Annotated in this window: 21 protein-coding genes; 14 read left to right on the top strand and 7 right to left on the bottom strand. The window is 52.0% G+C overall.

Going from position 1 to position 24,488, the window contains the following annotated elements; all coding sequences use genetic code 11:
- Positions 1-228 precede the first annotated feature (228 nt).
- The 6 genes from aspS (at position 229) to ruvB (ending at position 5,581) form a co-directional block, all read left to right on the top strand.
- The gene (gene aspS, locus JK198_RS02460; RefSeq protein ID WP_212709243.1) at positions 229-2,013 is read left to right on the top strand and encodes an aspartate--tRNA ligase; all 1,785 of its coding nucleotides are present in this window, start codon (positions 229-231) and stop codon (positions 2,011-2,013) included.
- Positions 2,013-2,450, top strand: a complete 438-nt coding sequence (gene nudB, locus JK198_RS02455) for a dihydroneopterin triphosphate diphosphatase (RefSeq protein WP_212709244.1) — start codon at positions 2,013-2,015, stop codon at positions 2,448-2,450. The genes aspS and nudB overlap by 1 nt, the downstream gene beginning before the upstream one ends.
- A 92-nt stretch (positions 2,451-2,542) precedes the next feature.
- Entirely contained in the window at positions 2,543-3,286 is a 744-nt protein-coding gene (locus JK198_RS02450) for a YebC/PmpR family DNA-binding transcriptional regulator (RefSeq protein ID WP_212709245.1), read from the top strand.
- 36 nt (positions 3,287-3,322) lie between these two features.
- The gene (gene ruvC, locus JK198_RS02445; protein WP_212709246.1) at positions 3,323-3,844 is read left to right on the top strand and encodes a crossover junction endodeoxyribonuclease RuvC; all 522 of its coding nucleotides are present in this window, start codon (positions 3,323-3,325) and stop codon (positions 3,842-3,844) included.
- A gap of 103 nt (positions 3,845-3,947) precedes the next feature.
- Complete coding sequence (gene ruvA / locus JK198_RS02440; protein ID WP_212709247.1) at positions 3,948-4,565, top strand: Holliday junction branch migration protein RuvA; 618 nt, start codon at positions 3,948-3,950, stop codon at positions 4,563-4,565.
- A gap of 8 nt (positions 4,566-4,573) precedes the next feature.
- The gene (gene ruvB, locus JK198_RS02435) at positions 4,574-5,581 is read left to right on the top strand and encodes a Holliday junction branch migration DNA helicase RuvB (RefSeq protein WP_212709248.1); all 1,008 of its coding nucleotides are present in this window, start codon (positions 4,574-4,576) and stop codon (positions 5,579-5,581) included.
- A gap of 64 nt (positions 5,582-5,645) precedes the next feature.
- Here the strand turns inward: ruvB and znuB are convergent, their stop codons facing one another.
- Together znuB and znuC are read right to left on the bottom strand one after the other, a co-directional pair.
- A complete protein-coding gene (znuB, locus tag JK198_RS02430) occupies positions 5,646-6,431 on the bottom strand; it encodes a zinc ABC transporter permease subunit ZnuB (protein WP_212709249.1) in 786 nt (261 codons plus the stop codon).
- Positions 6,431-7,183: a zinc ABC transporter ATP-binding protein ZnuC gene (gene znuC, locus JK198_RS02425; protein WP_212710234.1), complete on the bottom strand. Its 753-nt coding sequence runs from the start codon at positions 7,181-7,183 to the stop codon at positions 6,431-6,433. The genes znuB and znuC overlap by 1 nt, the downstream gene beginning before the upstream one ends.
- A gap of 77 nt (positions 7,184-7,260) precedes the next feature.
- On the opposite strand from znuC, the gene znuA reads away from it, so the two are divergent.
- From znuA to lpxM, 3 genes are all read left to right on the top strand, one after another.
- The gene (znuA, locus tag JK198_RS02420; RefSeq protein ID WP_212710233.1) at positions 7,261-8,229 is read left to right on the top strand and encodes a zinc ABC transporter substrate-binding protein ZnuA; all 969 of its coding nucleotides are present in this window, start codon (positions 7,261-7,263) and stop codon (positions 8,227-8,229) included.
- Positions 8,230-8,243: 14 nt separating this feature from the next.
- Entirely contained in the window at positions 8,244-9,569 is a 1,326-nt protein-coding gene (mepM, locus tag JK198_RS02415; RefSeq protein WP_212709252.1) for a murein DD-endopeptidase MepM, read from the top strand.
- A gap of 127 nt (positions 9,570-9,696) precedes the next feature.
- Entirely contained in the window at positions 9,697-10,659 is a 963-nt protein-coding gene (gene lpxM / locus JK198_RS02410) for a lauroyl-Kdo(2)-lipid IV(A) myristoyltransferase (RefSeq protein WP_212709253.1), read from the top strand.
- A 64-nt stretch (positions 10,660-10,723) separates the two neighbouring features.
- Here lpxM and pyk read toward each other — a convergent pair whose 3' ends face one another.
- Complete coding sequence (gene pyk, locus JK198_RS02405; RefSeq protein WP_212710232.1) at positions 10,724-12,166, bottom strand: pyruvate kinase; 1,443 nt, start codon at positions 12,164-12,166, stop codon at positions 10,724-10,726.
- Positions 12,167-12,726: 560 nt separating this feature from the next.
- On the opposite strand from pyk, the gene zwf reads away from it, so the two are divergent.
- Positions 12,727-14,202: a glucose-6-phosphate dehydrogenase gene (zwf, locus tag JK198_RS02400; protein WP_212708242.1), complete on the top strand. Its 1,476-nt coding sequence runs from the start codon at positions 12,727-12,729 to the stop codon at positions 14,200-14,202.
- Between the two features lie 269 nt (positions 14,203-14,471).
- Positions 14,472-16,766 (top strand): catecholate siderophore receptor Fiu, encoded by a 2,295-nt coding sequence (locus tag JK198_RS02395; RefSeq protein WP_212708243.1) that lies wholly within the window; start codon positions 14,472-14,474, stop codon positions 16,764-16,766.
- A 219-nt stretch (positions 16,767-16,985) separates the two neighbouring features.
- Here the strand turns inward: JK198_RS02395 and purT are convergent, their stop codons facing one another.
- Positions 16,986-18,164 (bottom strand): formate-dependent phosphoribosylglycinamide formyltransferase, encoded by a 1,179-nt coding sequence (purT, locus tag JK198_RS02390; RefSeq protein ID WP_212708299.1) that lies wholly within the window; start codon positions 18,162-18,164, stop codon positions 16,986-16,988.
- Positions 18,165-18,368: 204 nt separating this feature from the next.
- Here purT and JK198_RS02385 point away from each other — a divergent pair, with 204 nt between their 5' ends.
- A complete protein-coding gene (locus JK198_RS02385; RefSeq protein ID WP_212710231.1) occupies positions 18,369-20,441 on the top strand; it encodes a prolyl oligopeptidase family serine peptidase in 2,073 nt (690 codons plus the stop codon).
- On the opposite strand, the gene exoX is transcribed toward JK198_RS02385, so the two are convergent.
- Together exoX and JK198_RS02375 are read right to left on the bottom strand one after the other, a co-directional pair.
- Entirely contained in the window at positions 20,432-21,106 is a 675-nt protein-coding gene (gene exoX, locus JK198_RS02380; protein ID WP_212708245.1) for an exodeoxyribonuclease X, read from the bottom strand. The genes JK198_RS02385 and exoX overlap by 10 nt on opposite strands.
- Complete coding sequence (locus JK198_RS02375; protein ID WP_212710230.1) at positions 21,106-21,339, bottom strand: DNA polymerase III subunit theta; 234 nt, start codon at positions 21,337-21,339, stop codon at positions 21,106-21,108. The genes exoX and JK198_RS02375 overlap by 1 nt, the downstream gene beginning before the upstream one ends.
- 234 nt (positions 21,340-21,573) lie before the next feature.
- Here JK198_RS02375 and copD point away from each other — a divergent pair, with 234 nt between their 5' ends.
- Together copD and JK198_RS02365 are read left to right on the top strand one after the other, a co-directional pair.
- A complete protein-coding gene (copD, locus tag JK198_RS02370; RefSeq protein ID WP_212708247.1) occupies positions 21,574-22,449 on the top strand; it encodes a copper homeostasis membrane protein CopD in 876 nt (291 codons plus the stop codon).
- 45 nt (positions 22,450-22,494) lie between these two features.
- Entirely contained in the window at positions 22,495-22,836 is a 342-nt protein-coding gene (locus tag JK198_RS02365) for a DUF2511 domain-containing protein (protein ID WP_212708248.1), read from the top strand.
- A 162-nt stretch (positions 22,837-22,998) separates the two neighbouring features.
- Here the strand turns inward: JK198_RS02365 and rsmF are convergent, their stop codons facing one another.
- Entirely contained in the window at positions 22,999-24,426 is a 1,428-nt protein-coding gene (gene rsmF, locus JK198_RS02360) for a 16S rRNA (cytosine(1407)-C(5))-methyltransferase RsmF (RefSeq protein ID WP_212708249.1), read from the bottom strand.
- Between the last annotated feature and the right edge of the window lie 62 nt (positions 24,427-24,488).

Below are 24,488 nucleotides of genomic sequence, written 5' to 3'. Positions count from 1 at the left end.
TCAGGCAGAGTGTTATACAGAGACTGGCGGCTAAGGGTAGCCTGAAATTGTACCAATAACGAAAAACTTCTGATCTGACTGCTGAGTAATCAACCGCTTTCGCACTGCTGTACTTATCCTGTGCCCGTTTTTCCAGTATAATACGTCCCATTTTGCAGCCGGTGATTTTCGGTAAAGATTCCGGACAAAGGTCAGACCGCTGCGGCAAGGCCAAAAAAGGATAGCGTTATGCGTACAGAATATTGCGGAAAACTCAATATGTCCCACGTCGGGCAGCAGGTAACCCTCAGCGGGTGGGTTAATCGTCGCCGTGATCTCGGCAGCCTGGTGTTTATTGATATGCGTGACCGTGAAGGTATTGTGCAGGTGTTTTTTGACCCTGACTACCAGCAGGCTTTCGCGCTGGCGTCTGAGTTGCGGAATGAGTTTTGTATCACCATTGAAGGTACTGTGCGGGCCCGTGACGATCGCAATAAAAACCCGGAGATGGCGACTGGTGACGTTGAGGTGCTGGCGACCGGCCTGACAATCATTAACCGTTCTGAGCCGTTACCCCTGGATTCAAACCATATCAACAGCGAAGAAGCACGGCTGAAATACCGCTATCTGGACCTGCGTCGTCCGGAGATGGCGCAGCGCTTTAAAACCCGCGCCCGCATCAGCAGTTTTGTGCGCCGGTTTATGGATGCCAATGAGTTCCTGGATATCGAAACACCGATGCTGACTAAAGCGACGCCGGAAGGTGCCCGCGACTATCTGGTGCCGAGCCGTGTGCACAAAGGTGAGTTCTATGCATTACCTCAGTCACCTCAGTTGTTTAAACAGTTACTGATGATCTCCGGTTTTGACCGTTATTATCAGATTGTAAAATGCTTCCGTGACGAGGACTTACGTGCCGATCGTCAGCCTGAATTTACTCAGATCGATGTTGAAACATCCTTTATGACGGCGCCGCAAGTGCGCGAGATCATGGAACGGATGATCCGCGAACTGTGGCAGGAAATCCGCCAGGTCGATTTGGGAGATTTCCCGCAGATGACGTTTGCCGAAGCGATGCGCCGTTTCGGATCGGATAAACCGGATTTACGTAACCCGATGGAACTGGTCGATGTTGCGGACTTACTGAAAGAGGTTGAGTTCCAGGTATTCTCTGGCCCGGCCAATAACCCGACAGGCCGTGTTGCGGCACTGCGTGTACCTGGCGGTGCTCAGCTGACCCGTAAACAAATTGACGAATACACGAAATTTGTCGGTAATTACGGTGCCAAAGGCCTGGCATGGATGAAGGTCAACCAGCGCGATGCACTGCCGGAAGGCATTCAGAGCCCGGTGGCTAAGTTCCTGAGCGCCGAAATTATTGAAGAAATACTTAAACGTACTGCGGCAACCGATGGTGACCTGATCTTCTTCGGCGCGGACAAAGCCAGTGTGGTTGCTGATGCTATCGGCGCACTGCGTCTTAAAGTTGGCCGCGACCTGTCTTTGACCAATGAAAACAGCTGGGCACCTCTGTGGGTGGTTGACTTCCCTATGTTTGAAGATGACGGTGAAGGGCATCTGGCGGCGATGCACCATCCGTTCACTGCACCGCGTGATCTGTCGCCTCAGCAACTGGCCGCTTCCCCGGCAGAGGCGATAGCCAACGCTTACGATATGGTGATTAACGGTTATGAAGTCGGTGGTGGGTCGGTGCGTATCCATGACGGTAAGATGCAACAGGCTGTATTCAGCTTGTTGGGTATTGATGAGCAGCAGCAGCAGGAGAAATTTGGCTTCCTGTTAGATGCTCTGAAATATGGTGCGCCGCCTCATGCAGGGCTGGCATTCGGTCTGGATCGCTTAGCGATGCTGCTCACCGGTACCGATAACATCCGTGATGTTATTGCGTTTCCGAAAACGACCGCTGCCGCCTGTCTGCTGACCGATGCACCGGGGCCGGCAAATCCGGACGCTCTGGAAGAACTGGCGTTGAAAGTGGTAAAGAAAGAAAAAGTCTCACCTGAGAACAAGTAATGAACTATAAACACCCTGTTTCGGTGCTGGTGGTGATATACGCACAGAGCACCGGCAGAGTGCTGATGCTGCAGCGCCGTGATGATGCCGGATTCTGGCAGTCGGTGACCGGCAGCCTGGAGCCGGGGGAAACCCCCGGTCAGGCGGCGGCCCGTGAAGTGCAGGAAGAGCTGGCTATTAATGTTGCAGCACAAGGGTTGATGCTGGAAGATTGTCATCAGCAGATTGAATTCGAAATCTTTCCGCATTACCGGCACCGTTATGCCCCGGGGGTCACCCATAACCGCGAGCACTGGTTTTTACTGGCGTTGCCGGAAGAACTCCCGGTCGTCCTGAGCGAGCATCTGGCCAGCCAGTGGCTGCCTGCGGCACAGGCGGCGGCACTGACCAGATCCTGGAGTAACCGCGACGCAATTGAAAAATTTATCGCCTGCTAATGCGTCAGGGCGATGTCATTGGATGATAAGCAGACTCTGTACAGAGCGCTTTTTACCCGATTACCTAATAACGAGATAGTGAGAAACTGATTATGGCCGGACACAGTAAATGGGCTAACACCAAACACCGTAAAGCGGCACAGGATGCCAAACGCGGGAAAATTTTCACCAAAATTATCCGTGAACTGGTAACCGCAGCCAAGCTTGGCGGGGCGGATGCAAGTTCTAACCCGCGTCTGCGCGCGGCAATGGATAAAGCATTATCCAATAACATGACCCGTGACACTATGGATCGTGCGATTGCCCGTGGTGCCGGTGGCGAAGACAATGCCAATATGGAAACCATTATCTATGAAGGTTATGGTCCGGGCGGCAGTGCGATTATGGTTGAATGTCTGAGTGACAACCGTAACCGTACCGTGTCTGAGGTTCGTCATGCGTTCACTAAAACCGGCGGTAACCTGGGCACTGATGGTTCAGTTGCCTATCTGTTCAGCCGTAAAGGTGTGATCAGTTATGCGCCGGGTCAGGACGAAGACACTATTATGGAAGCAGCACTGGAAGCCGGTGCTGAAGATGTGATGAGTTATGATGATGGTGCGATTGACGTATTTACAGCCTGGGAAGCGCTGGGCAATGTCCGTGATGCGCTGGAAGCCGCAGGCCTGAAAGCGGACACAGCTGAAGTGACAATGATCCCGTCAACCAAAGCCGAAATGGATGCGGAGACTGCGCCAAAACTGTTACGGCTGATCGATATGCTGGAAGACTGTGATGATGTGCAGGAAGTTTACCATAACGGTGAAATTTCTGATGAGATTGCAGAAACCCTGTAATCTGCGGTTTCCGCTACCTGACACAGGCCGGATATTATGGCGATAATTCTGGGGATTGACCCGGGGTCAAGGATCACCGGTTATGGCGTTATCCGTCAGACGGGCAGGCAGTTAACTTATCTGGGCAGTGGCTGTATCCGGACCAATACGCCGGCATTACCTGAACGTTTACGCCTGATTTATGCCGGCGTCAGTGAAATTATCACCCAGTTTGCTCCGGATTATTTCGCCATTGAACAGGTATTTATGGCTAAAAATGCCGATTCGGCGCTGAAGCTTGGCCAGGCACGCGGGGCGGCAATTGTCGCTGCGGTGAATCAGGGCGTGCCGGTATTTGAATATGCGGCACGTCAGGTCAAACAAACGGTGACCGGTACCGGTGCGGCAGAGAAGTCACAGGTACAGCATATGGTCCGTAATCTGCTGAAATTACCGGCTAATCCGCAGGCAGATGCGGCGGATGCCCTGGCGATAGCGATTACCCATTGTCATATCAGCCAGAATACGCTGCGCGTCAGTGATAATGCCTTATTACTGGCCCGTGGCCGGCTGCGCTGAAGTCCGGGCCGTACCCCGTCACTCTGTTATCAGGGCTGGATATTCATCCAGCCTTTTTTGTGTTATAAATCGGTGCAATTCATAAAATAAAAGGATACGTACAGTGATTGGTCGTCTTCGGGGTCTTATACTGGAAAAGCAGCCGCCGCTGGTGTTAATTGAAGCCAGCGGAGTCGGTTATGAAGTGCATATGCCGATGACCTGTTTTTACGAACTACCGGAACTGCATCAGGAAGCCGCTATCTTTACGCATTTCGTGGTCCGTGAAGACGCACAGCTGTTGTTCGGTTTTAACAACAAACAGGAAAGAACCCTGTTTCGCGAACTGATCAAAGTTAATGGTGTGGGACCGAAACTGGCACTGGCCATTTTATCCGGCATGTCTGCACAACAATTTGTGCAGGCCGTGGAGCAGCAGGAAATTGTCGCACTGGTCAAATTACCGGGCGTCGGTAAAAAAACTGCCGAACGCTTAGTCGTCGAAATGAAAGACCGGTTTAAAGGGATGCACGGCGACCTGTTCTCCGGAGAGACACCTTTTGAACTGTCGGCACCGTCATCTGCGCCGGCAGATAATAATGATGCGGAAGCGGAGGCTGTCTCGGCACTGGTGGCGCTGGGTTATAAGCCTCAGGAAGCAAGCCGTATGATCAGTAAAGTCGGCAAGCCGGCCGCTGACTGTGAAACGTTAATCCGTGAAGCATTGCGTGCAGCAATATAAGGATCCTTATGATTGAAGCTGACCGTCTGATCTCTGCGGCGCCCCGGACAGAAGAAGAGACACTGGACCGTGCTATCCGGCCAAAATTACTCGATGAATATGTCGGGCAACCGCAGGTCCGCGAGCAGATGGAAATCTTTATTAAAGCCGCCAAAATGCGTAATGATGCCCTCGACCATTTACTGATTTTTGGTCCGCCGGGGCTGGGTAAAACTACGCTGGCGAATATTGTGGCTAACGAAATGGGCGTTAATTTACGCACAACTTCCGGCCCGGTATTAGAAAAGGCAGGGGATCTGGCCGCAATGCTGACCAATCTCGAAGCCCATGATGTGTTATTTATCGATGAAATCCATCGCCTGTCACCGGTGGTGGAGGAAGTTTTATATCCGGCAATGGAAGATTACCAGCTGGATATTATGATTGGCGAAGGACCGGCGGCCCGTTCGATTAAGATTGATTTACCGCCTTTTACCCTGATAGGCGCAACCACCCGCGCCGGGTCACTGACATCCCCGTTGCGTGACCGTTTTGGTATTGTGCAACGGCTGGAGTTCTATCAGGTCGCTGATCTGCAGCATATTGTTGCACGCAGCGCCGCCTGCCTGGGGCTGGAGCTTTCTGCAGAAGGTGCGCTGGAAATTGCCCGCCGCGCGCGCGGGACACCGCGTATTGCTAACCGGTTGTTACGCCGGGCGCGGGATTATGCAGAAGTCTGCGCCGATGGCAATATGAATGGTGAGGTGACCGCCAGTGCACTGGATATGCTGAACGTTGACAGTGAAGGTTTTGATTATATGGACCGTAAACTGTTACTGGCTATCATCGATAAATTTACCGGCGGGCCTGTCGGACTGGATAACCTGGCCGCAGCGATTGGCGAAGAGCGTGAAACCATAGAAGATGTGATCGAGCCTTATCTTATCCAGCAGGGGTTTATTCAGCGAACTCCCCGTGGCCGTATGGCAACCACGCATGCCTACCAGCATTTTGCTATAGCCCGCGACAGGGACTGATTATACCGGGATACCAAGGTCACAGGCACTGGCCTTTGTCTCCCGGTCTGCGTATCGGCCGGGGTTATGCTGCGTTCTTTTTCAGCAGGCTGAGTATAAACAACACTGCCGCCGCGAGCACTACCGACGGACCGGCAGGAGTGTCGTAAACGGCTGAAAATGCCATGCCGCCGGTCACAGCGAGCATACCGCAGAGCACTGCCAGCCCCGCCATTTGTTCCGGTGAACTGGCAAAACGCCGTGCGGTGGCGGCCGGAATGATCAACAGAGAAGTAATGATCAGCGCCCCGACAAATTTCATTGCCACACCAATTGTCAGTGCGGTGATTAGCATCAGCAGTACCCGGCAACGGCCAATATTGACACCTTCAACCTGTGCCAATTCCGGACTGATAGTCATGGACAACAGCGGACGCCATTGCCAGAGCAGGGTTGCCACCACGATCAGCACACCTCCGCCAATTACCCACAGGTCATCAGGCGTGACCGACAGTAAATCGCCGAACAGGTATGCCATCAAATCGACACGGACATTCGACATCAGGCTGACAACCACCAGGCCCAGAGACAGGGAACTGTGAGCCATAATGCCCAGTAAGGTATCAATGGCCAGTTGCTGACGGTGCTCCAGCAGCACCAGCAGCAGTGCCAGCAGCAGGGTAATGGCAATCACTGCATAATAGGGGTTGATATTCAGCAGTAAGCCAAAAGCCACGCCCAGCAATGACGCATGGGCGAGGGTATCACCGAAATAAGACATCCTGCGCCAGACAACAAACGATCCCAGCGGGCCGGCTGCCAGCGTCAGTAACATTCCGCCCAGCCAGCCAGGTAAAAGTAATTCAAGCATCAGTCAGTATTTCCTTTACGTAACACAATCCGGCCCTGTAAATCATGACGATGATTATGATGGTGGCGATAAATAGCCAGTTCTTCTGCACCCCGCTGGCCGAACATCGCAATAAATTCCGGATGACGTGAAACAACTTCCGGTGTTCCTGAGCAGCAGATATGGTGGTTAAGGCAAAGCACATCATCCGTTTTCGCCATCACCAGGTGCAGGTCATGGGACACCATCAGTACTCCGCAATTCATTTCATGACGTAATTGATTGATCAGGTCATAGAGTGCCACCTGGCCATTCACATCGACGCCCTGGGTCGGTTCGTCCAGTACCAGCAACTGCGGACTGCCAAGCAGCGCACGGGCCAGTAAGACCCGCTGCATTTCTCCCCCGGACAGTTTCTGCAGAGAGTAGTGCTGCAGGTGACCAGCCTGTACCCGTTCAAGGGCCGGTAAAACATCACCGGCGTTTACCTGTGGTGATAACCGCATAAAGCGTCCGACAGTCAGTGGCAGGGCAGGGTCAATATGCAGTTTTTGCGGAACGTAACCAATCCGCAGGTTCGGCGAGCGCCGGACTTGTCCCTTCCCGGGCGTCAGCAGACCCAGCACCAGGCGTACCAGGGTTGATTTACCGGCACCGTTAGGCCCCATCAGCGTCAGGATGCGCCCCGGTTGCAAGGAGAAGGAGATATTGCTTAATACGTCGCGGTGGCCGAAAGCGACCGAGACTTTATCTAACTCGACTAATGCAGTCATGGAATTTACAGTTTGCAACAAAAGTATTATGTTATAATATCACAATTTCTTACGGTATTACGAAGGATTGAATTAAAATGTTACATTTTAAATTCCGCCGGCTTCCGGCGTTGCTGGCGCTAACCTGCGCCGGAATGTTGCCAGTGGCTGCGCAGAGTGCCGTGGTTACCTCGATAAAGCCACTGGGTTTTATTGCAGCAGCAATTGCAGACGGAGTAACGCCGGTGGAAGTTGTGCTGCCGGACGGTGCATCTGAGCATGAATATTCACTGCGGCCGTCAGACGTAAAACGTATTAAAAACGCGGACTTAGTGGTATGGGTTGGGCCGGAGATGGAGGCATTTATGACCCGCCAGCTGGCTGCATTGCCGGCAGATAAAAGCCTGCAACTGGCTGCCCTGCCAGCGGTTCACTCACAACTGATGAAAGGTGATGAGGATGACCACGATCACCATGAGCATCAGCAACATGACCATCCGGAAGGGGCCTCAGCTGCGGAGAACTCTGATAGCCATCACTCTCATGGTGAATATAATATGCATATCTGGTTGTCACCGCAGATAGCCGAGGCTTCTGCGATTGCAATTCATGATAAATTATTGGAACTTATGCCAAACCGCAGAGACAAACTGGATGCGAACCTGGAATCATTTAAAGCCGGGCTGGTTCAGACCGATAAGAAAATACGTGCCCAACTGACCCCGGTAAGCCATGAAGGATACTTTGTCTTCCATGATGCTTACGGTTATTTTGAGTCATATTTTGGTCTGTCACCGCTGGGTCACTTTACTGTGAATCCGGAAATCCAGCCAGGTGCTCAGCGATTACACCAAATCAGAACACAGTTGGTTGAGCAAAAAGCAGTCTGCGTTTTTGCTGAGCCACAATTCAGGCCAGCCGTTATCGATGCTGTTGCCAGGGGGACGTCAGTGCGTAAAGGTACTCTTGATCCGTTGGGAATGAATATCAGTATCAGCCGTGATAGCTATGTGACGTTTCTTTCACAGTTATCCGGCCAGTATGCGAGCTGTCTGAAAGGAGCATAAAAAGGAAAAATTAAGTGCAACAGATTGCCCGCTCTGTCGCCCTGGCATTTAACAACCTGCCGCGCCCCCACCGCATTTTTCTGGGGTCGCTGACGGTTATTACGCTGGCTGCCGCTGTCTGGCGGCCACCGTTTTACCATCATGGTGATGCTTCAGAATCGATAGTCAGAAATATAGAAACCGACACTGCACAACTGCGGAATATGTTGCCTGCGGCCAGTGAACCTATAGATCAGAGTACTTCAGCCCCGGATGAAGAAGATATTCCGTCAGATGACGCTGCCGATAATGATACTCCGGTTGGCCGGGAATATACCGTATCCTCAGGGGACACTTTCAGCAGTATCCTTAACCAGTACGGTATCGATCTCTCCGATATCAATGGGCTGGTAGACAGTGATAAAGCTCTGCGCGGGCTGAATATTGGCCAGACGCTGAGCTGGACACTGAACGGGGACGGTGAGTTGCAATCCCTGAGCTGGGAAATTTCACGCCGTGAGACCCGTAATTATCAACGCACGGCACAGGGCGGCTTTACCATGACCCCGACTGTCCAGCAGGGGGAATGGAAAGATACGGTTCTCCGCGGATCAGTGCAGGGCAGTTTCTCAGCCAGTGCACAGAAAGCGGGCCTGACCGGGTCCGAGGCCAGTGCGGTGATTAAAGCACTGCAATGGCAGATGGATTTTCGCAAACTGCGTGCCGGAGATAAATTCAGTGTACTGATGTCCCGTGAAAATCTGGACGGTAAGTCAATGCAAAGCCAGTTACTGGCGGTACGCCTGCGTTCGGCAGGTAAAGACTATTATGCTTTCCGCGCCGATGACGGTAAGTTTTATGACCGAAGTGGTTCCGGGTTGTCACGTGGTTTCCTGCGTTTCCCGACGGTGAAACAGTTCCGGGTTTCTTCTAACTTTAACCCGCGGCGCTTAAATCCGGTGACCGGACGTATTGCCCCACACCGCGGTGTCGATTTCGCCTTACCGATAGGTACCCCGGTACTGGCTGTCGGTGACGGTGAAGTGGTGGTATCGAAAAATGGCGGGGCAGCCGGGAATTACGTGGCTTTGCGTCATGGCCGCCAGTATATGACCCGTTATATGCACCTGAGCCGTTTGCTGGTGAAACCAGGTCAGAAAGTGAAACGCGGTGACCGTATTGCCCTGTCCGGGAACACAGGACGTTCAACCGGACCGCATTTGCATTTTGAAATCTGGATAAACAACCAGGCCGTCAACCCGCTGACGGCACAAATGCCGAGGATGGAAGGACTGAACGGCCAAGCCCGTAAGGAGTATCTGGCCAGTGTCAAAGGCTGGGTACCTCAGCTGACTTTTTAGCCAGCACTCCTTCTTTCTTTATAAAAAGCCGGGCAGTTTTTGCCCGGCTTTTTGCATTTATGCAGATGAAGATTGCAAATTGTCACTTCAGCACTATCATGATCGCGCGACTTACAGAGGCCAGTGCATGAAGAGTGAAAGAAAGAACAATATTGAGTTTATTCCGCAGTTTAAGATGTCATTCCTGAAACCAAAATACTGGGGTGACTGGATTGCTATCGGCGCGATGGCCGTGATGGCACTGCTACCGGTATCTGTCCGTGATCCGTTACTGGGGGCGCTCGGTACCCGGGTCGGGCGGCTGGCAAAAAGTGCCCGTCGCCGTGCGCGGATAAATTTATATTACTGTCTGCCTGAGTTATCGGAGCAGGCGCGGGAACAAATTATCGATAATATGTTTGCCACGGCACCCCGGGCAATGGTGATGATGGCGGAGCTGGCGATCAGAAAACCACAGGCGGTCAGTCAGCGGGTGGTATGGCACGGGCGTGAGATTATCCGGCAACTTCAGGATCAGCAACAGAATGTGATTTTTCTGGTTCCTCATGGCTGGGGAGTTGATATCCCGGCGATGTTGCTGGCTTCAGAAGGGCAGAAAATGGCGGCAATGTTCCATAACCAGAAGAACCCGCTGATGGATTATCTCTGGAACCGTCTGCGGCGTGTGTACGGCGGGCGGATGCATGCCCGCAATGACGGAATCAAACCGTTTATCAGTTCGGTTCGTCAGGGCTACTGGGGATATTATTTACCCGACCAGGATCATGGTGCGGAACACAGTGAGTTCGTGGACTTTTTCGCTACCTATAAAGCGACATTACCGGCGATTGGCCGTCTGATGAAAGTCTGTCGCGCGAAGGTGGTTCCCCTGTTTCCGGTGTATAATGGTAAAACACATCAGCTGGATATTTATGTGCGTCCGCCGATGGCAGATTTGGAACAGGCCGATGATAAAACGCTGGCCAGACGAATGAATGAAGAAGTGGAAGTTTTTGTCCGGCCTCACCCCGAGCAGTACACCTGGATACTGAAATTATTAAAAACCCGCCGTGAAGGAGATACGGAGCCATATGCACGTAAAGATCTCTGAGCTGCCAGTACAATAACGATGGGCGGGTTCCACGGGCGGTGATCTGCCGTGGAACCTCCGTTATCTATTCCACCCGCAATACACGGCTGGTATTCGTTGTTCCGCTGGCCCCCATAACATCGCCCTGAGTCACCACTACCAGGTCTCCGGACATCAGGTACCCCTGGTCACGCAACAGGGCGACGGCATCATGAGCTGCAGCCACACCGTCCGTGTAACTCTTAAACGCCACCGGCGTCACGCCGCGGTACAGGGCCGTTAGGCTGAGTGTTTTAGGATGGCGGGACATGGCGAAAATCGGCAATCCGGATGTGATCCTTGATGTCATTAATGCTGTCCGGCCAGACTCAGTCATGGCGATTATGGCAGTGACACCCTGCAACCGGTTCGCTGCATACATTGCCGACATAGCGATCGCTTCTTCGATATTATCAAACTGCATATCAGGGCGCGGTTCCGAAGCCTCAGCCCCCGAAATTTTCTCAGCTCCAAGGCACACTCTGGCCATCGCGCTGACGGTTTCAGCAGGATATTGTCCGGCGGCGGTTTCCGCAGACAGCATGACCGCATCGGTCCCATCCAGCACCGCGTTAGCAACGTCCATAACTTCTGCGCGGGTCGGCATCGGGTTAGTAATCATTGATTCCATCATCTGGGTTGCAGTGATCACCGTACGATTAAGGCGACGTGCCCTGCGGATCAGCGTTTTCTGGATACCGACCAGTTCAGGGTCACCAATTTCAACCCCTAAATCGCCCCGTGCGACCATCACCGCATCACAGGCAAGGATAATGTCGTCCATTGCTGCTTCGGAAGCGACAGCTTCGGCACGTTCCACCTTGGCGACTATCTGTGCATTACAGCCAGCGTCCTGCGCCAGTTTACGGGCGTAATGCAGATCAGCACCGACACGGGGAAAAGAGACTGCCAGATAGTCGACACCGATACTGGCTGCCGTGCGGATATCTGCTTTATCTTTTTCTGTTAAGGCCGCCGCCGATAAACCACCGCCCAGTTTGTTAATGCCTTTGTTATTCGACAGGGGGCCACCGACAGTGACTTCGGTAAATACCTGATATTCGTTAATCCGCAGCACTTTTAATTGTACCCGCCCGTCATCCAGTAACAGGATGTCACCGGGAACAACATCACGGGGCAATCCTTTGTAATCGATACCGACTTTATCCTTATCGCCTTCACCTTTTTCCAGGCTGGCATCCAGCAGGAAAGCATCGCCTGTATTCAGAAAGACCTTTCCTTCTTTGAAGGTCGACACCCTGATTTTCGGGCCTTGTAAATCGCCAAGGATGGCTACATGACGCCCCAGCTTTTGCGCAATCTCCCTGACTTTCACCGCCCTGGCCTGATGGTCTTCTGCGCTGCCGTGGGAGAAATTAAGGCGAACCACATTGGCGCCGGCAGCAATAATTTTTTCGAGATTATTATCGCGATCGGTCGCCGGGCCCAGGGTGGTAACAATTTTGGTTCTTCTGAGACGTCTTGACATGAAGGACTCCGTTAACAAAAAAGCTGCGGAGTGATGTTCCGCAGCAGGATATTCGCCGGTATTCTAGCTGATTCGGGTTATTCGTTTCGAGCTAAACTGTTGTCATTTTGTTAAAGCAAGCGGTGTGTGAGCTGTTATTATCTCAACGCTATTTGATTAGCCGGTCTTTGATACGGTACAACTTATAGTGAATTAATTTTTTCTGTCATGCAGCCCCGCATACTGCCGGCGGACGGGCTAACCGGTCTGCGGACGAAAGCCAGCGGCTATTATTTCCAGAGGTGATAACCCGCGTTGCGGGACAGTAAAAACCGTCTGATAATGTTACTATCAGGCTTACGGATTAGCAGTGCTGGTGGTTGTACTATAAATAATATGACTGACATCCGGCCAGCCCGGGCCATTTAACGGCCTTAATCACAGAACACATTGAAACATCAGGGATTAAGCGCGTATTTACCTGGTGATATGAAAGAAGTACAGTGTAACGTAATTGAATAATGAAAGAGTCCGACAATGTCAGCAGACAGTGGCGGTAATTCTGCAACGAGGAGAATAAAATGTCGGTAACCCATCAGGCCCAGGCATGTGATCTGGTCATTTTCGGTGCCAAAGGCGATCTCGCCCGCCGCAAATTGTTGCCTTCCCTGTATCAACTGGAAAAGGCCGGACAGATCCATGAAGAGTCCCGCATTATTGGTGTCGGACGGGCGGAATGGGATAAAGCAGCCTATACCAAGGTTGTTCGTGAAGCCCTCGAAACCTTTATGAAAGAGAAAATCGATGAAGCGCTGTGGGAAAAACTCAGCAGCCGCCTCGATTTTTGTAATCTGGATGTAAACGACAGCGGCAGCTTCAGCCGTCTGGGCAAAATGCTCGACCAGAAAAAGCGGACCACCATTAACTATTTCGCCATGCCCCCGAATACATTCGGTGCTATCTGTAAAGGGCTGGGGCAGGCCAGGCTGAACGCTAAACCTGCGCGGGTGGTTATGGAGAAACCGTTAGGTACTTCTCTGGAAACATCCCGTGAGATTAATGACAGTGTCGGTGAGTACTTTGACGAAAGCCAGGTATTCCGTATTGACCATTATCTGGGGAAAGAAACGGTCCTTAATCTGCTGGCATTGCGCTTTGCTAACTCCATTTTCGTGAATAACTGGGATAACCGTACCATCGACCACGTGCAGATTACCGTGGCTGAAGAAGTCGGTATTGAAGGGCGCTGGGGCTATTTTGATAAAGCCGGTCAGATGCGCGATATGATCCAGAACCACCTGCTGCAGATCCTGACGATGATTGCGATGTCCCCGCCGTCAGATTTAAGCGCCGACAGTATTCGTGACGAGAAAGTCAAAGTTCTGCGTTCATTACGCCGTATTGACCAGACCAATGTCCGTGACAAAACGGTCCGCGGGCAGTATACCGCCGGCTTTGTTCAGGGCAAAAAAGTACCGGGTTATCTGGAAGAGGAAGGGGCGAATAAAACCAGCACTACCGAAACTTTTGTCTCTATCCGTGTGGATATCGATAACTGGCGCTGGGCTGGCGTACCTTTCTATCTGAGAACCGGTAAACGCTTACCGTCGAAATGTTCAGAAGTTGTGGTTTACTTTAAGAACCCTGAGCTAAACCTGTTTAAAGATTCCTACTCTGAGTTACCACAGAATAAGCTGACTATTCGTCTGCAACCGGATGAAGGGGTGGCAATTGAAATTCTGAACAAAGTGCCGGGCCTGGATCATAAACATAAACTGCAGACTACTGAACTGGACCTCAGTTTCTCTGAAACGTTTAATGAGTCTCATCTGGCGGATGCCTACGAACGACTGCTGCTGGAAACGATGCGCGGTATTCAGGCACTGTTTGTCCGCCGGGATGAAGTTGAGGCGGCCTGGACATGGGTTGACTCGATCATTAACGCCTGGGCAGCCGATGGCGATGGGGCTAAGCCATACCAGGCCGGTACATGGGGGCCTGTGGCTTCGGTTGCCATGATCACCCGCGATGGTCGTTCATGGAATGAATTTGAATAATATTTCCTGATTGTCGGAATCTGAACTGAAACGGCCTGCTTTGCAGGCCGTTTTTGATCGAACCACGGATTTACAGGGCTAACCGGCAACCGGTGATTTATCCGGGGGCAGGGCGAGTGCTTTCAGGCAATCAGTGTCCTGATTTTTATCTATAAATTTCAGCCTGTCGTGAAAAGTTCCGTGTTGCGGCGATTTTATTTATGTCTTTAGTTAAGGAAATGAAAGTAAATGTAAATCAGGCCTTACATATTAATGTAATATTAATGAAAATGATTATCACAATCATTTCATGTAATTGCGGATCATCAGTGAACAGTAAAAAAAATATTTCACCTGCTTTTAAAACCCTCGGTACATTAAGTGTATTTGCCGGTCTTTGCGCGGCTTCTGGTGTTGCGCAGGCACAGGTTACCCCGGCAGCGACAGATTCCGCTGCGGCAGCGAAAACAGCGCCTGCAGCCGGCAGTAAAAAAGCGGCCGGTGACAATACTCTGGTCGTGACAGGCAGCAGCTTACCGTCACTCTACCTGCCATCCGGTCTTTCCGATCCTAAATTTACGGCACCGCTGGCTGATACCACCCGCACCGTGACCATTATTCCGGAAAAAGTATTGCAGGAACAGCAGGCGACCACACTGACAGAGGCCCTGAAAAATTCCCCTGGAGTCGGTGCATTCTTCTCTGGTGAGAATGGCAGCACCAATATGGGGGATGCCATTATGATGCGTGGTATTGATACTTCCGGCAGTATTTATAGCGATGGTATCCGTGATATCGGAAGTATCACCCGTGATACCTTTAATACCCAGAGTATTGAAGTGATTAAAGGGCCATCGGGCTCAGATTACGGACGTACTGCACCTTCCGGCTCGATTAATATGGTCAGTAAACAACCGGAGCTTTATACCGGGGTGGATGGATCTCTCGGCTATGGCAGTGCCTCTGAACGGCGGGCTACCCTGGATTATAACCAGATGCTGAGCGATACCGCGGCTTTCCGTGTTAATGTGATGGGTGATAAAGGCAATACAAAAGATCGCGACCATATTAACCACCAGAAATTCGGTATCGCGCCTTCACTGGCCTTCGGTTTAGGTACCAAAACCCGCTGGTATCTTGATTACTTCCATGAACAGCAAGACAACACTCCGGATGGCGGGGTGTATACGGTCGGCTTACCGGGCTACAGCAGTACCAACAGCATACTGAACAATTCCGGACCAGTATCACGCAGTACATTTTACGGTACCGATTCAGATTATGAACACGATATGATCGATACTTTCACCTCCCGGCTGGAGCACGACTTTAACGACCGCACAACGTTGCGAAATACCACCCGCTGGTCTGAAATTCGTCAGCGTTATCTGCTTTCTGCGGTGCTGGGCCGGACTATCACCGAAACTGACGGTAATGTTTATGGTTCACGCCTGATGAACTCAAGCAATACGGTCAATAAAATTCTGACTAACCAGACTAACCTGACGACAAAATTCGATACCTTCGGGATGCAACATAATATCAGCACCGGGCTGGAACTGACCCGGGAAGATTATGTTTCCTACCCTTACGCCTTTGCGGCGAACAGCGTTAACCTGCTGAATCCTGATGCGGATACGGCAGTCAGTTCTGCCACCGGTTATGGTTCAAAAGCCCGCACCAATACCCTCGGTGTTTATGCGTTTGACACTCTTAAGCTGACGCAGCGTATTGAGTTTAATGGCGGCTTGCGCCTCGACAGCTACAAAACACATTATACCGGGGACAGTGCCACCGGCCATACGGATCTCAGCCACTCAGGTAACCTGGTCAACTGGAAAGCCGGAGCTCTGTATCATCTGACCAAAGAAGGTAACCTGTACGTTAACTACGGTGTATCTCAGCAGCCTCCGGGCGGCACTGATTTCAAACTGACCAGCGACAGTACCGACAGGACGTCACGCAGCGGTGAAAACATTAACTTCAAACCAGAGCGTGCAGAAACATCAGAACTGGGCACCAAATGGTCGTTACTGAATAAAAAACTGTTACTCAGTGCTGCACTATTCAGAACCACGATTAAAAATGACGCGGAGCTGGATACAACTACTAATCAGTACCAGCAGATTGGTTCCAAACGGGTTCAGGGTTATGAACTGACTGCCGCAGGGGATATTACGGACAATATTCATCTGATGGCCGGTTATACATTGCAGAACACCCGTACCGACAAAACCTCGGCAACCAATGACGGCTCCAGCTATATTCCGTTCACCCCGCGTCATGCCTTTACCTCCTGGGCGACCTGGGATGTGACCGATGACGTGACAGTTGGTTTAGGTGCACGTTACACGGGCAGTATGCATAAAATTAAAGACGGTGCGTCAGGCACACCTTCATCGGTTGATCATTACTGGGTTGCCGACTCTATGGCGACGTGGCGGGTGAATCCGACCCTCGATTTACAGCTGAATGTCTACAATATGTTTAATAAAAAATATATTGCTGCACTTAACCGCAGTGGCTATCGCTATACGCCGGGCACACCACGTACCTGGATGCTGACCGCCAATGTGCATTTCTGACAACAGGTCTGAACACTGACCGTCGTTATTGAACGAAGAGACTGATCAACGCTGCCTGAGGGCAGCGTTTTTGATCCGTAACCTTCCGGATGTCCCGCTAACAGCAGTACTCAGCAAACATTTTCAGGCTAAAAGGAGAGACGACGGCAGTCGGGGGAGGTAAAGATGCTGACAATGATAAGTCCCCCGGGCTGCGGGGGACAGGCGGCAGTCGGTTAATTAACCACTGACTGATACTTTTTCTGCGGCTGCGATAGCGCGGGCAACCGCTTGTTCGGTGGTATCTCCGGTAGCTAAAGCCACACCCAGCCGGCGGCGGCCTTCAATGGCGGGTTTGCCAAATAAACGCAGCTGCAGACCGGCACCCAGTGCCTGGTCCGCATTCACAAAACGGATATCCCGGCTGTCCAGTTCCGGCAGGATAACCGCAGAAGCTGACGGGCCATACTGACGGATCCCGCCGATTGGTAAACCGAGGAAGGCACGGACATGCAGAGCAAATTCCGACAGGTCCTGTGAAATCAGGGTGACCATACCCGTATCATGGGGGCGTGGTGAGACTTCGCTGAAAATGATGTCATCGCCGCAGACAAACAGCTCGACGCCAAACAGCCCGAATCCTCCGAGGGCCCTGACAACTGACGCTGAGATTTGCTGAGCACGTTCCAGGGCCAGCGGGCTCATGGCCCGTGGCTGCCAGGATTCACGGTAATCACCGTCTTGCTGGCGATGGCCGATCGGCGCACAAAAATGAATACCATCCGCGGCATGGACCGTCAGCAGAGTGATCTCAAAATCGAAGTTAACCACGGCTTCAACAATCACCTTTCCGGCCCCTGCACGGCCACCTTGCTGGGCGTATTGCCAGGCTTGTTCCAGTTGGTCCGGGGTACGGATAAAGCTCTGACCTTTACCTGAAGAGCTCATCACCGGTTTAACGATACAGGGGAATCCGATGTCATGGGCGGCAGCAAAAAACGTCTCTTTACTGTCAGCGAAACGATAAGCTGAGGTTGGCAGTGCCAGTTCTTCTGCAGCCAGCCGGCGAATGCCCTCACGGTTCATGGTCAGTTTTGCTGCACGTGCAGTCGGCACCACATGCACACCTTGTTGTTCAAGCTCGAGTAATTTATCTGTAGCAATCGCTTCGATTTCCGGCACCACAAAATCAGGTTTTTCCCTGGCGATAACTTCTGCCAGCGCATCACCATCCAGCATATTGATCACATAGCTGCGGTGGGCCACATGCATCGCCGGAGCATCGGCGTAGCGGTCTACGGCGATCACTTCCACACCCAGCCGCTGACATTCCACAGCAACTTCTTTCCCCAGTTCACCTGAGCCTAATAACATGACACGTGTTGCTGACGGACGCAGTGCTGTTCCGAGAGTTACCATTCTTTTCACCCGTTGATTCCTGAACAAAAACTGCCGCACAGTATAAAGGAAAACGATTGCGCAGGCATTAGCAGGCGATTTCTTTTTTATAATGGTAAAGTCTGCTTCACAGACGGCAGGGCAGACGATGACAGGGTCAGATTCTTCCTTGCGGTGAACGTATTCCTCCGGCTGGCAGGTCTTAATTTTTTCAGGACAGAGACAATGACAATCCCAAAAGCAGCAAAACATCCCCATACAATGACACTGCATGGTGAAACCAGAACAGATAATTACTACTGGCTGAGGGATGATGAGCGTTCCCGTCCGGAAGTCCTTGACTATCTGCGTCAGGAAAATGATTACTGCCAGCAACAATTATCCGCGGTGAAAGACCTGGAAAAAAGGTTATACCAGGAAATGGTGGCCCGTATCCCGCCGAAAGATCATTCGGTCCCTTATCTGAAAAACGGTTTTCTCTATCAGCAGCGTTTTGCTGCCGGAGGAGAGTACCCGGCATGGTTCCGCGCCCGGCAAAACGGATCCGCAGATCCACAGTGGGAATGCCTGATTGACTGTAACAAAAGAGCAGAGCAGCATCCGTACTATAGTCTCGGAGCCCTGGATATCACCACGGATAATCGTCTGATGGCGGTCGCGGAAGATTTTTTATCACGGCGACAATATGAGATACGTCTGTACTCATTAGCGGATAACCACTGGTTTCCGGAAGTCCTGACCGGCGTTTCTCCTTCGCTGGTATGGGCGAATGATGGCAGAACTCTGTTCTATGTCCGTCAGGATCCGGATACTCTGTTGCCCTGGCAGGTCTGGCGACATATTGCGGGAACAGCGGTCGACCAGGACCAGCTGGTGTATCAGGAAAATGATGACAGCTTCTATGTCAGTCTGGGGAAAACCACCTCGGAAGACTTTATCGAAATTATTATCGACAGTACCACCAGCACCGAGGTCTGGCTGGTGAATGCCAGTGAGCCTCAGTCCGCGCCCGAATGTTTTTTGCCGCGGCGGGAAGATCATGAATATGATCTGGACCACTATCAGCAGCAGTTTTATATCCGATCCAACGCCGAAGGGATTAATTTCGGCCTGTACCGCACCGCAGAATCCCTGCCGGAAGAAAGGCACTGGCAGACGGTCATCCCCGTCAGAGAGCAGCGGGTACTGGAGGACTTTCAGGTATTCCGGGACTGGCTGGTGACGGAAGAGCGGGAAAACGGCCTGAGCTGTTTGTCTCAGTATCATCGTTTCCGTGATGAACAACGGCTGATCCGCTTTGATGATCCGACGTACGTGACCTGGCTGGGCTATAACCCGTCGCCGGACACTTCAGAATTACGTTACGGTTATTCATCCATGACCACCCCGGCAACCACCTTCCAGCTTGATCTGGACAGCGGTGAACGTCAGATTCTGAAGCAAAGCACGGTAAAAGGTTTCAGTGCCGGGAAATACCATAGTGAGTATTTATGGCTGACAATGGATGATGGCTGTGAGGTACCCGTATCCCTGGTCTACCGAAAAGACCTGTTCCGTCCGGCGGAAAATCCTTTACTGGTCTACGGTTACGGTGCGTATGGCAGCAGTATGGATGCAGACTTTAGCAGCAGTCGTCTCAGTCTGCTGGACAGAGGATTTGTCTATGCACTGGTGCATATTCGTGGTGGTGGCGAGCTGGGGCAGGCGTGGTACGACGGCGGACGGCTGGCAAATAAACAGCACAGCTTCAGTGACTTTATCCAGTCAACCCGCCAGTTACTGGCGCGGGGTTATGGTAACCCGCAACAATGCTATGCCATGGGCGGCAGTGCCGGTGGCTTACTGATGGGAGCGATAGTTAATCAGGCTGCCGGACTGTATCACGGAATTGTGGCACAGGTACCTTTTGTTGATGTGCTGACGACCATGCTGGATGAAAGTATTCCGTTAACCACCGGCGAATATGATGAGTGGGGTAATCCGCAGCAGGCCGAAAGCTATGCCGTTATCCGCAGTTATAGCCCTTATGATAATGTCCGCCCTGCGGCTTATCCGCATATGCTGGTAACTACTGGCTTACATGATTCGCAGGTACAGTACTGGGAACCGGCCAAGTGGGTCGCGAAGCTGCGGGAACTGAAAACCGATAATCACTTGCTGCTGTTATGGACCGATATGGATGCCGGGCACGGGGGGAAATCGGGACGGTTTAAAGCCTATCATGATATCGCGATGGAGAGTGCCTTCCTTATCGGGCTGGCGGAAGGGCTGCTTCCGCCAGCTCAGATTCAGGGCTGACCCTTCAGATAATGCCGGAGTGCCTGGCGTAATGCCGGGCGTAAGTCCGTAAGATTATCCAGCATCCAGCGCAGATAACCCGGGTCCTTCCGCGCCACTGAAGCAATAGGTTGTCCGCGGTATTTTCCGAAAGGGAAAATATCATCGGCCTGAGCGCTGGCTGCCGGCTGGCAGACTGCCAGCATCTGCGGGCGATCCCAGCCCGATTGTTCCATAATCCGGATTAACAGTGCGGCGGTCACATAGCAGTCATACAATGCCCGGTGAGCATGCAGGTGCTGTGGCGGTTCAATGTCCAGCTTAAGGCTATGGCGCAGCGCCTGGTTACTGTATTTACGCCCCGGCCATAACTGGCGTGCCATCTTCAGGGTGCACAGCCATTCGCCGCCCATTTCAGGAAGTACCCTGCGGTCAAAACTGGCATTATGTGCCACATAGCAGTCGCTGCCCTGGTAACGGGAGATGACCTGCTCAATCGGCGGCTGATCAGCAACCATCTGCGGGGTGATCCGATGAATTGCCATTGCCTGATGGCTGATAGGCCGGTCGGGACAGACCAAATCACTCATCGGATTGACTATCCTGCCATCAGTCACATCCACCGAGGCGATTTCGACAATGCCGCCCTGCAGGCCACAGGTTTCTGTATCAATAACCCGTAACATCAGTTTTTCTGTTTAGGTTCATAAGGTAAACGTGACAGGGTCAGGGAGATCTGGCGAAAAGTCCCCAGTCGCTGGCGGAACCAGTCGCGTAATGCTTCAGGTTGTTCTCTTTCAACAATCTCAGCGACTACCGGCATATTATAACGTTCTTTAAAGGCGACGCCGGAGGCAGCCAGATCCGTATTAATCTTATCTTTTTCTTCTGCAGACAGCAGGGCTAAGTTAAAGCTCATCGGGTGCTCCTGAATATTTAGCGTCAAAATAATGCTTTCTCTTCTGCGGATCAACCCCCGGGCTAAGCTGGCGTAAACTCGACACCGGTTAACTAGCGGCGTATTCTTAATGTAATCAGGCAGTTCTTATTATCAGTGTCAGGAGAGCAGAGTGTTGCGGAACAGGAGATGCGGCAGACAGACAATAGTCGCCGCGATGTCAGATACGGTTATTTTCCCGCGGCGAGGTAACAGGTGATTGTTACCGGCTACATACTTCTGCGTTTTTTCCATTTCAGTAGTCTGTTATTTTTTTCCGGCACACTCGGCTATATGGTGCTGCTGACCCGTGGTAAATTCGCCGGACAGTTAGGGGCATTGCTGAAAACCCCCTTGTGGTGGAGTGCAGCCATTGCGTTAGTCAGTGCGCTGGGAATATTTGCTGCCCAGACAGTATTGATGAGCGGGCAGCAAAACGGGTTTACGCAGCCGGACATCTGGCGTGCTGTGGCCGCTACCCATTTTGGCCGGGCCTGGGGGGCGGAAATGTTGCTTCCGGCACTGACTCTGCTGCTGATCAGGTTCTCAGGGCCCCGCATCCGGAAATTATTATTGCTGAGCAGTATGATTCAACTACTGTGCCTGGCGGGGACCGGACATGCCGCGATGCACGACGGGATAGCCGGTATCGCAGGGCAGCTGAGCCAGACTGTCCATCTGCTGGGAGCTGCTTTCTGGTGCGGAGGTTTGTATCCGCTGCTGCGACTGATGCAACAGGCAGGACGGGAATACGGTGAGCGGGAGGCCCTGCTGTCCATGATGCGTTTTTCCCGTTATGGTCACTGGGCGGTGGCGGTTACGTTATTCAGCGGTGTTATTAATACGTTATCGATTGCCGGCTTTTCGCTGCAGCCCACATTATGGCTGAGCCTGCTGATGTTGAAAGTGCTGTTTGTCATGCTGATGGTGACGATTGCGCTGTATAACCGCTACACGCTGGTACCACAGTTTAAACAGGCGGCGAACGACGACAGTCGGCAGTTATTTATTCGCCTGACCAGACTGGAGCTGATTACCTCTCTGGTCGTCATCGGACTGGTCAGCCTGCTGGCAACCTTATCGCCGGGCTGAATTTTTCCCGTTATTCAATGATTGTGTAAACAAGGTTTATATTGCATGAAAAAAATATTTCCTTCCCTGTTACTGCTGTTGCTCAGTGGTCAGGCTATGGCAACTCAGGTGATCACCGTCAGTCGTTTCGAAACCGGCAAAGATCACTGGCCCCTGAACCGTGAAGAAATTATGCTGACCTGTGAAAAGGACGGCGCATTATTTGCCATTAATCCGTCGACCTTAATGAATTACCCGTTGAATAAAACAGCACAGCAAAAAGTGAATGCCGGGCTGGCTCAGGGCAGCTCAATTGCTCCGCTGGTGGCGGATGATAAAAATCATCCCGGTCAGAAAATGAGCCTGCAACCATTGATCAGCAAAGCGCAGTCTTTGTGCGGAAAATAGCGGTGACAGCATCAGCCAATGGCACTGGAAACCGGGGGAAAGCAGACTATGCTTATTAACAGAGCAACGTTATTGCATAACCACAGTTTTTAGCGCACGGCTCTCTGAGCCATTTCCCCCGACCGGCCACAGGAGTTGTGTCCGGTCTTTTTTTTAGTCGTGTCAGCGGAACAAACGGCCTTCTTTTACCAGTTCACGGGGGTAGCTGTTTTTTATCCGGTTACTGACCTTTTTCGCCAGTCCCAGTGGCTGACCACGATGGAATACCAGCATGTCACTGGCAGGTAACGGCTGACAAGGGTAGATATCACGGCCACGGTACCACTCTTCTGCCTGCGCATCACTCAGGTGAACAACCGTGTCGTGCCCGGGATCTGCCAGTGCAATAACGGCCTCATGCTGCCAGCGATAACCCCTGGCAAAGGTTTCAGCCAGCTTCAGGCCGATGCGTGAAAAGCGTACCCGGCCAAATAATGACTCAGCTTCTTCAGGGAATAACCAGATTTCTTTATCCCGCTGCCAGAGTTTCAAATTTTCCGGCCAGTCCAGACCGGCGTCGTTTGCCCGCTGGCGTACTTCCTGAACCTGTTTCCGGGGTAACGGACTGAAAGGGAATTTGCCGACTTTATAGGTCGGGGCCGGAAGCGGGGGAATACTGTCTGTTTTACGTAAACAGGCGACAAAAAATCCTTCACTATCGAAATATTGCGGGAAAACATGCAGGTAACCTTCGCGGGTTGCCGCCTGTGACGCGCCCTCAAACAGCGTATTCAGAGCAATCACTTCCACTGCCTGCGGGTAGCTGGCCAGTAACTGATTAACCACCTGCTGGTTTTCCAGCCGGTTAAGGGTACAGGTCGAATATACCAGTGTGCCGCCGGGTTTCAGCGCATGGAAAGCACTTTCCAGCAATTGCTGCTGAGTAGCGGCAATCTGCCGGCAACTCGACAGGCTCCAGTTTTTCAGTGCCCGGGGATCTTTGCGGATAACGCCTTCGCCGGAGCAGGGGGCATCCAGCAGGATTGCATCAAATTGCTCCGGTAATGCCGGGCCAAATACAGCAGCGTCAAAATGGGTAATGGCTGCACGGCTGACGCCGCAACGACTGATATTGGCATGCAGTACTTTTACCCTGCTGGCTGAGTATTCGTTTGCCAGTATCATGCCCTGGTCCTGCATTCTGGCAGCAATCTGGGTTGTTTTAGAGCCGGGAGCAGCAGCCATATCCATTACATAGCGGGGATCAATGCTGTGGGCAAAAAGTGCTGACACCGGCAGCATTGAGCTGGCTTCCTGAATATAAAACAGTCCGTTCAAATGCTCTGCAACGCTGCCGAGAGGCAGTGATTCATCGGTACGGCTTATCCAGAAACCTTCTTCACACCAGGGCACCGGGCTCAGTTGCCAGTCATAGTCAGCAACCAGCGCCAGAAAGTCCGCCACCGAAATTTTAAGAGTATTAACCCGGATACTCCGGCGCAGTGGCTGGTGGCACAGTGCTTTAAACGCGGAAAACTGCTGCCCGTCAGGGAGTAATTGTTGCATTTGTGACAGAAAGTCTTCAGGGAAAAACAGAGATGAATCGGACACAGGGGGGTACCGTTAGAAAATAGTCAGTTATTGTAACATGATAACGGGCAGCGATGCTGCCC

This window comes from Tatumella sp. JGM91 (genome assembly GCF_018257575.1).
Lineage (GTDB): Bacteria > Pseudomonadota > Gammaproteobacteria > Enterobacterales > Enterobacteriaceae > Tatumella > Tatumella punctata.
The sequence above is the reverse complement of the archived record's forward strand: the minus strand, read 5'-3'. Positions and strand labels throughout refer to the sequence as shown.